This is a genomic window from Nonomuraea sp. NPDC001684 (assembly GCF_053596515.1).
Genome location: NZ_JBSFGJ010000470.1, coordinates 1 through 6,950, shown reverse-complemented (window position 1 = coordinate 6,950; position 6,950 = coordinate 1). Strand labels below are relative to the sequence as shown.

Below are 6,950 nucleotides of genomic sequence, written 5' to 3'. Positions count from 1 at the left end.
ACCCGCCGCGCCGGCTCCCGGCTCAGGCGGGCCCCGGCCTCGGGCGCCCGCCTCCGACCCCCGGCGGCGGCTCCCGGCTCGGGTGTGGCCTCGCGAGGGCAGGGCAGGGCTCTTTGCGGCGCGCGGAGGCGCGCTTCTGGCGTGCCGCGAGGTGTGCTTGTCCGCGGGAGGCGGGGGCACGATCGTCGCGTGCGCGGAGGGGGTGTTCTCCGTGCGGGCGCGGGGCATGGCGGCAGGTGTCGCCGGACCGTTCGCGCAGCCCTCGCTTCACAAGATCGTAATGCATCCGCAGGGCGTTCGCGCACCCTTCCCGATTCTGGTTTCGGTCCAGGTCCGGCCCTGGTTTCGGACATCGTCCGGTGCCGGGCGGGCGATCTTCGCCCTGTTCCGGGACGCCGTCCGGAGCGGACGCGCGAAGCGGGAAGTGAGGGCGATTTGATCAGCAGTGTGTAATTTTACGCTCACGGACAGTGATGAAGTGGATTTTGTGAGGAGAGAAACCGCTCTTGACGTTGCTTAGGGGGCGATGACCAGCTAGTTTCCCTTCCCGTCCGAGTACATCGACAGAAATTCGAGGTGACCCGGCGTGGCTCTTCCTCCCCTGACCCCTGAGCAGCGCGCCGCAGCCCTTGAGAAGGCTGCCAAGGCCCGTAAAGAGCGTGCCGAGGTCAAGAACCGGCTCAAGCATGGCGCGGTTTCTCTGGCTGAGGTGCTCAAGGATGGGCAGACCGACGACGTCATCGGCAAGATGAAGGTGTCGGCCCTGTTGGAATCGCTCCCCGGCGTGGGCAAGGTCCGCGCCAAGCAGCTCATGGAGCGGCTTGCCATCGCCGAGTCCCGCCGCGTGCGGGGTCTCGGCGCGAACCAGAGGGCTTCCCTCGAGCGCGAGTTCGGTGGCAACGAGAGCTAATCTCTGTTCCACAAGAAAGCGCAGGTTCAACGGGGGGTAGGAAGTGACCGACAGGTCCTGGTCCGGCGAAGCAAGGGCCCACGAGGCAGTCGGATCGGGAGCGAAGGTCGGCTTCCTCCCCCTGAGCAGGAGGCGTCTGACGGTCCTGTCAGGGCCGTCGGGCGTCGGCAAGTCCACGGTCGTCGCCGAGCTCCGGCGGGCACACCCCGAGGTGTGGCTGTCGGTCTCGGTGACCACCAGGAGGCCCCGTCCCGGCGAGGTCAACGGGGTCCACTACTTCTTCGTCGACGGCGAGGAGTTCGACCGGCTCGTCGAAGCCGGCGAGCTGCTGGAGTGGGCCGAGTTCGCGGGCAACCGCTACGGCACCCCGCGCGAGCCGGTGCTGGACAAGCTCGCCCAGGGCGTGCCGACCGTCCTGGAGATCGACCTGGAAGGCGCCAGGCAGGTGCGCACCACCATGCCCGACGCCCTGCTGGTCTTCCTGGCCCCCCCGACGTGGGAGGAGCTGGAGAAGCGGCTGCGCGGCCGCGGCACCGAGCCGGAGGACGTCATCGAGCGCCGGCTCAAGGCCGGGCGGGTCGAGATGGCGGCCGAATCGGAGTTCGACCTCACGCTGGTGAACACGAGTGTCCAAGAAGTGTGCCACCGGCTGATAGCCTTGATGACTGACCCTCAGGGGGTCACCACCACCATCAACCGAGAGGTCTGACAATCGTGGCAGGCACCACCCCGGCCGCGGAGGGCATCACCAACCCGCCGATCGACGCGCTGCTCGACATCGTCGACAGCAAGTACTCCCTGGTGATCATGGGTGCCAAGCGCGCCCGCCAGATCAACGCCTACTACTCCCAGCTCGGCGAGGGCCTGCTGGAATACGTCGGGCCGCTGGTCGAGACGCATGCTCAGGAGAAGCCGCTGTCCATCGCGCTGCGCGAGGTCTCCGAGGGCCTGCTCAACGCCGAGCCCATCGAAGGCGCGGTCTGACCCCTTCGATGAAGGTCGTCCTCGGCGTCAGCGGCGGCATCGCCGCGTACAAGGCATGTGAGCTGCTGCGGCTGTTCACCGAGTCAGGTCACGAGGTGCGGGTCGTGCCGACCCGCGAGGTCCTGCGTTTCGTGGGCGAGCCCACGTGGGCCGCCCTGTCGGGCAACCCCGTGACCGCCGACGTCTGGGACGACGTTCACGAGGTGCCCCACGTCCGCATCGGCCAGCGCGCCGATCTCGTCGTGGTGGCGCCGGCGACCGCCAACACCCTGGCCAAGGCGGCCCACGGGCTCGCCGACGACCTGCTGACCAACACGCTGCTGACGGCGCGCTGCCCGGTCGTGTTCGCCCCGGCCATGCACACCGAGATGTGGCAACATCCGGCCACCCGCGCCAACGTCGTGACCCTGCGCGAGCGCGGGGCCGTCGTCATCGACCCGGCCGTGGGGCGCCTCACCGGCGCCGACACCGGCCCCGGCCGCCTGCCCGACCCCGCCGAGATCTTCCAGGTCTGCCTGCGCGTGCTGCGCGGCAGGCCGCGCGACCTGGCCGGGCGCAAGGTGGTGATCTCCGCCGGGGGCACCCGCGAGGCGATCGACCCGGTCCGCTACATCGGCAACCGCTCGTCCGGCCTGCAGGGGTACGCCCTGGCCCGCACGGCGGTCGCGCGTGGCGCGGAGGTGACCCTCGTGGCGGCCAACGTCGCCCTCCCCGATCCCGCGGGGGCCGCCGTGGTGCGGGTGGGGTCCACGGCCGAGCTGCGCGAGGCGGTGCTGGCCGCCACCGAGAAGGCCGACGCCGTCGTCATGGCGGCCGCGGTGGCCGACTTCCGCCCGGCGTCCCGGCACGAGACGAAGATCAAGAAGACCGACGGCGAGCCCGATCCCATCCACCTGACGAAGAACCCCGACATCCTGGCCGAGCTGGGCCGGCTGCGGCGCGAGGGCGGCGCAGGTCCACGGGTGATCGTCGGGTTCGCGGCCGAGACCGACGACGTGCTCGCCAACGGGCAGGCCAAGCTGGCCAGGAAGGGCTGCGACCTGCTGGTCGTCAACCAGGTGGGGGAGGGGCTGGCGTTCGGCACGCCCGACAACGCCGCCACCGTCCTCGTCGCCGGCGGCGAGCCGGTCGAGGTGCCGCGCGGCCCCAAGGACGACGTCGCCGACGCCGTCTGGGACCTGGTCGCGCCCCGTCTGTCCTGACGCGCGTTTTTCGCGCAAGAACGATTACCTGATCGCCAGTTGCGGCACCCCGGACGCCTACCGATACTTGGGGGCAAAGGGGGACGGAATGCCGGTGGGTTCCGCTGTCAGGGAACGTTGCAGGAGATTGCTGGAGGACCAGGGAGGGATCCGTTACGTCTTCCCCGCGTTGTCCGTGGGGCCGACGGGAACGGGCCACTTCCTCATCGTCGTCACCGATTCGTCCGTCTCGGTGCTCACCACCAGGACCCTCAGGAGCGACCGGCCGGTCGCGGTGTTCGCCACGTACCCGCGGCACACCAGGCTCGGCCCGATCCTGCCCGGACCGTTCATCGAGCTCGGCACCACCGTGTTCGAGTTCGACGAGGAGTACGCGGCGGTGGTGTCCGCCGCCGACGCCGAGGTCTTCGCGCCGGAGACGCTGCCGCCGGATCCCCTTCCCGACCTGTGACCGGTCACAGGTCCGGACACATGCCGGACATGTGACCGGACACGGACACGGGACGGTTTCGCGACCGGACGCCGGGTGGGGCTAGACTTCGGCGAGGCCCTGGCGTGTTCTTCCGTCCCGGGCCCAACATCCGTCAGCAGCCGCTGCATGAGGAGCCACTGAGTTGTCACGTCGCCTGTTCACCTCCGAGTCGGTCACCGAAGGCCACCCGGACAAGATCGCCGACCAGATCAGTGACGCGATTCTCGACGCCATGCTCAAGGACGACCCCAAGAGCCGGGTCGCCGTCGAGACGCTGATCACTACCGGCCAGGTCCATGTCGCAGGCGAGGTCACGACCGAGACCTACGTCGACATCCCCGGCGTCATCCGGGAGAAGATCCTGGAGATCGGCTACGACGCTTCCCACAAGGGCTTCGACGGCGCCTCCTGCGGCGTGTCGGTGTCCATCGGCGCGCAGTCGCCCGACATCGCCCAGGGTGTCGACGACGCCTACGAGCACCGCGTGGGCGGCGACGCCGACGAGCTCGACCGCCAGGGCGCCGGCGACCAGGGCCTGATGTTCGGCTACGCCTGCCGCGAGACGCCGGAGCTGATGCCGCTGCCGATCACGCTCGCGCACCGGCTCGCCCAGCGCCTGTCCGAGGTCCGCAAGACCGGCAAGGTTCCCTACCTGCGCCCCGACGGCAAGACCCAGGTCACCATCGAGTACGACGGCGACAAGCCCGTCCGCCTCGACACCGTGGTCGTCTCCACCCAGCACGCGGCCGAGATCGACCTCAAGGAGATGCTCGCCCCCGACATCAAGGAGCACGTGGTCGACCCCGTGCTCGACGGTCTGGAGATCGAGACCGAGGGCTACCGGCTGCTGGTCAACCCGACCGGCCGCTTCGAGATCGGCGGCCCGATGGGCGACGCCGGCCTGACCGGCCGCAAGATCATCATCGACACCTACGGCGGCATGGCCCGCCACGGCGGTGGCGCGTTCTCGGGCAAGGACCCGTCCAAGGTCGACCGCTCTGCGGCCTACGCGATGCGCTGGGTGGCCAAGAACGTCGTCGCGGCCGGGCTGGCCGACCGGTGCGAGGTGCAGGTCGCGTACGCGATCGGCAAGGCGCAGCCGGTGGGTCTGTTCGTGGAGTGCTTCGGCACCGAGAAGCTGCCGGTGGAGCAGATCCAGGCGGCCGTGCTGCGCGTCTTCGACCTGCGTCCGGCCGCGATCATCCGTGACCTCGACCTGCTGCGCCCGATCTACTCCGAGACCGCCGCCTACGGGCACTTCGGCCGTGAGGGCTTCTCCTGGGAGTCCACCGATCGCGCCGAGGCCCTTCGGACGGCTGCGGGTCTCTGACCTACTCGGTCTCTGACCTACTCGGTTTCTGGTTTCGTGCAGGTGCCGCATTCGGCCCTTTTGAGGGCTGGGTGCGGCACTTGTCGTCGGCTGGGGTGGTTCGGTGCGGGCGTTCGCCTGGTCTCTTGAGGGCCGCAGCTCGCCGGTGGCTGCTGATCTTTTGAGGGGCGGCGGGCTCGCTGGTGGCTGCTGATCTCTTGGGGCTGCGGGCTCGCGGGTGGCTGCTGGGCTGACGCTCTCTTCTGCCGCGCCTGCGGCCCGGTGACGATCTCGGGCTGGATTCCTGGACGGCGGCTTCGGCGGCGGCGGTCGGTGGGCGTCGGGGGCTCGTCGCCCGTGCTCTGTGGGTGTCGGGGGCTCGTCGGCCGTGTTCGGTGGGCGACGGCTGTGCTCGGTGTGAGGCGCGGGTGAGGCGGCTTCTGGTGGGGGCTGCGTTTCTTCGGTGCGGGCGGGTTCGTCCGTCTTCGCGGGGGCGTTCCTGATCGGGTCCGGCGGTGGGCGCGGGTCTGCGTGCTTGTCGCGTCGTGTGTGCTCTCCTGCGCTGTTCGGGCTGGTGGGGGAGTGGGTGGCCGGCGGGGGCGGTGCGGGGGTGTGCGCCGGTGGTGTGGGGATGGCGGGGCGCGGGGTCTGGTAGACGTTAGTGCGTGACCCACTCCGACGACGCCCTCCTGCCGCTCGACGCCGTGCGGCCTCCTGCGTCGTCCAAGGACACCAAGGGGGCGGTGGTCGCGGCGCCCGAGCGGCCCGTCGCGCGGGTGGTCGTGGACAGCCCGCTGCCGCACCTCGACCGGCCCTTCGACTACCTGGTGCCCGCCGCCATGCACGAGGCGGCCCGGCCGGGGGTGCGGGTGCGGGTGCGGTTCGCGGGCAAGCTGATCGACGCGTTCGTGATGGAGCGGGTGGACGAGAGCGACCATGAGGGCAAGCTGACCCCGCTCGAACGGGTGGTCTCGCCCGAGCAGGTGCTCACGCCGGAGATCGCCGGTCTGGCCCGCGCGGTGGCCGACCGTTACGCGGGCACCCTCACCGACGTCCTGCGCCTGGCCATCCCACCGCGCCACGCCAAGGCCGAGGCGGAGGTCCCGCCTCCAGCAGACCCGCCCCCCGCCGATCTGGTCCCGGCGGCCGTCCCCTCCGGGGAGGCGGCGCAGTGCGCTTCCCCGGCCGTGGCCCGAGCCGCCGCGAGTGCGTCTCCCGTCGCGGTCCAGGCGGCTGAGCCTGGGGCTCCTGCCGCGGCCCGAGCTGCCGGGAGCGGGGTTCCCGACATCGTCCGGGCCACCGGGAGCGAATCTGCCGCCGTCGCGGTCGCACAGGTCGCCTCGGGTGCGCCTGCCGCGATCGGGGGAGCGCGAGACGTGGGGGGCTCGTCCTTCTCGGGACGGGGGCTGGAGCCGTCTGCTCCGATGGACGGGCGGGCCGAGCAGGACGGCACCCCGCGCCGGGTCGCGGCCCGACCGGCGGAGGCCCCGGCGCGCGGACGGACGACGGCACGTCCGGAGCACATGAACGGGACGGACACCCCCGAACGGCCGGCAGAGGGCCGCAAGAGCGCCTGGGACGCCTACCCGACCGGCCCCTCCTTCCTGGACGCCCTGCGCCACGGCCGCGCCCCCCGCGCCGTGTGGTCGGCGCTGCCCGGCGCCACGGGATGGGCCGGAGCCATGGCGGAGGCGGTGCTCGCCACCCTCGACGGCGGGCGCGGAGCGGTCCTCGTGGTGCCCGACGGCAAGGACGTCGCGCTGGCGGACGCCGAGTTCGAGCGGCTGCTCGGCCCCAGCAGGCATGTGGCGCTCACGGCCGACCTCGGACCCGCCGAGCGGTACAGGCGATGGCTGAAGGTCCTCAGAGGCCAGGTGCGCGCCGTCGTGGGCACCCGGGCCGCCATGTTCGCCCCCGTCGCCGAGCTCGGCCTGGTGGCCATCTGGGACGACGGCGACGACCTGCACGCCGAACGCCTGGCCCCCTACCCCCACGCCAGGGAGGTCCTCGGCCTGCGCGCCCACCGGACGGGCGCGGCCATGCTGATCGGCGGCTACGCGCGCTCGGCCGAGG

7 protein-coding genes are annotated in these 6,950 nt (G+C 71.4%); all 7 read left to right on the top strand.

Going from position 1 to position 6,950, the window contains the following annotated elements; translation table 11 throughout:
* The first annotated feature begins 586 nt into the window (after positions 1 to 586).
* Positions 587 to 910: an integration host factor, actinobacterial type gene (gene mihF, locus ACWCSD_RS44130; RefSeq protein WP_020541698.1), complete on the top strand. Its 324-nt coding sequence runs from the start codon at positions 587 to 589 to the stop codon at positions 908 to 910.
* Between the two features lie 121 nt (positions 911 to 1,031).
* Positions 1,032 to 1,619, top strand: coding sequence for a guanylate kinase (gmk, locus tag ACWCSD_RS44125; protein WP_358294299.1), 588 nt, complete (start codon positions 1,032 to 1,034; stop codon positions 1,617 to 1,619).
* 5 nt (positions 1,620 to 1,624) lie between these two features.
* Positions 1,625 to 1,894 (top strand): DNA-directed RNA polymerase subunit omega, encoded by a 270-nt coding sequence (rpoZ, locus tag ACWCSD_RS44120; RefSeq protein WP_043638590.1) that lies wholly within the window; start codon positions 1,625 to 1,627, stop codon positions 1,892 to 1,894.
* A gap of 8 nt (positions 1,895 to 1,902) precedes the next feature.
* Positions 1,903 to 3,096 (top strand): bifunctional phosphopantothenoylcysteine decarboxylase/phosphopantothenate--cysteine ligase CoaBC, encoded by a 1,194-nt coding sequence (gene coaBC / locus ACWCSD_RS44115; protein ID WP_449924233.1) that lies wholly within the window; start codon positions 1,903 to 1,905, stop codon positions 3,094 to 3,096.
* Positions 3,097 to 3,223: 127 nt separating this feature from the next.
* The gene (locus ACWCSD_RS44110) at positions 3,224 to 3,547 is read left to right on the top strand and encodes a hypothetical protein (protein WP_358294002.1); all 324 of its coding nucleotides are present in this window, start codon (positions 3,224 to 3,226) and stop codon (positions 3,545 to 3,547) included.
* A 163-nt stretch (positions 3,548 to 3,710) separates the two neighbouring features.
* Positions 3,711 to 4,898, top strand: a complete 1,188-nt coding sequence (gene metK, locus ACWCSD_RS44105; RefSeq protein WP_352322591.1) for a methionine adenosyltransferase — start codon at positions 3,711 to 3,713, stop codon at positions 4,896 to 4,898.
* A gap of 644 nt (positions 4,899 to 5,542) precedes the next feature.
* The coding region (locus ACWCSD_RS44100) for a primosomal protein N' family DNA-binding protein (RefSeq protein WP_449924229.1) at positions 5,543 to 6,950 on the top strand (1,408 nt) is incomplete at its 3' end.